Consider the following 1,087-nt stretch of genomic DNA (forward strand, 5'->3'; position numbering starts at 1 on the left):
ACTGAGTGTTTGGTCCGTGGAGGTGTGTTTGGTCCCGGGTTCAGGTGCCGCGCCAGTTGGGGGTGGCTTCGCCGGTGAGGCGGCGGGCCATGAGGTCGATCATCGCGAGGTGGACCATGGCTTCGGAGCGGTGCGGGTGCCGTTCGTAGTCGCGGGCGAGTCTGCGGTGGTGCATGAGCCAGCCGATGCTGCGCTCGATGGTCCAGCGGCGCGGGATGATCGTGAATCCGCGGGCGCCCGGCGGGCGTTGGACGGGGTGGACGTCGATGCCGAGGCGGGCGCCGTGGTCGATGGCGGTGGTGCGGTAGCCGGCGTCCACCCAGGCCTTGGTCACGCGGGGGTGGGCGGCGGCGATGCGGGACAGCAGGGTCACGCCGGCCGCGGTGTCGGAGATGCTGGCGGCGGTGACCAGCACGGTTAGCAGCAGGCCGAGGGTGTCGCAGCCCAGGTGGCGCTTGCGTCCGATGATGCGTTTTCCGGCGTCGGTGCCCTGGTCGGTCAGGGGCACGTTGGCGGAGGTCTTGATGGTCTGGGAGTCCAGCACGCAGGCGGACGGCTCGGCGTCGCGGCCCTCGGCCTCGCGGACCAGGCGCCGCAGCAGGCCGGTGAGCTCCTCGAAGACGCCGTCTTCCTGCCACTTGGCGAAGTAGCCGTATGCCGTGGCCCAGGGGGCGAAATCGTGCGGCAGGTATCGCCAGGGGATGCCGGTGCGGTCGACGTAGAGCACGGCGTTCATCAGGGAGCGCAGCTCGTGCTCGGGCGGGCGCCCGATGTCCAGGGCGTCCCTGCGGCGCTTGGTCCGCCAGGCGGCGAGGACCGGTTCGATCAGTTCCCAGCGTTCATCCGACAGGTCGCTGGGATACCCGTCGTGCGGGGTCATGTTTCCGATATACCGCGCGGCGGCCGACGCGACCAGGGGGCAAAGGGCCGTGGGCAGGAGCATGTTGGGAGGAGACGGGAGACATCGGAGTGAAACAGCCCTCCGCTGTCACAGTGCAGCCTCTCGGCTCAACCGCCCCTCCCGCCCCGCAATAACAGGAATACAAAATCAGCATGACTCGCTATGAAACAGGGCGAAACGCTCAGT

General features: G+C 68.8%; 1 protein-coding gene. It reads right to left on the reverse strand.

Annotation, left to right across the window (positions count from 1 at the left end; translation table 11 throughout):
• Window positions 1-40: 40 nt before the first annotated feature.
• Complete coding sequence (locus tag ACFQ7F_RS45920) at window positions 41-880, reverse strand: IS5 family transposase (RefSeq protein WP_383285774.1); 840 nt, start codon at window positions 878-880, stop codon at window positions 41-43.
• Window positions 881-1,087 lie beyond the last annotated feature (207 nt).

The sequence above is a fragment of the Streptomyces sp. NPDC056486 genome (assembly GCF_042795295.1).
Taxonomy (GTDB): Bacteria; Actinomycetota; Actinomycetes; order Streptomycetales; family Streptomycetaceae; genus Streptomyces.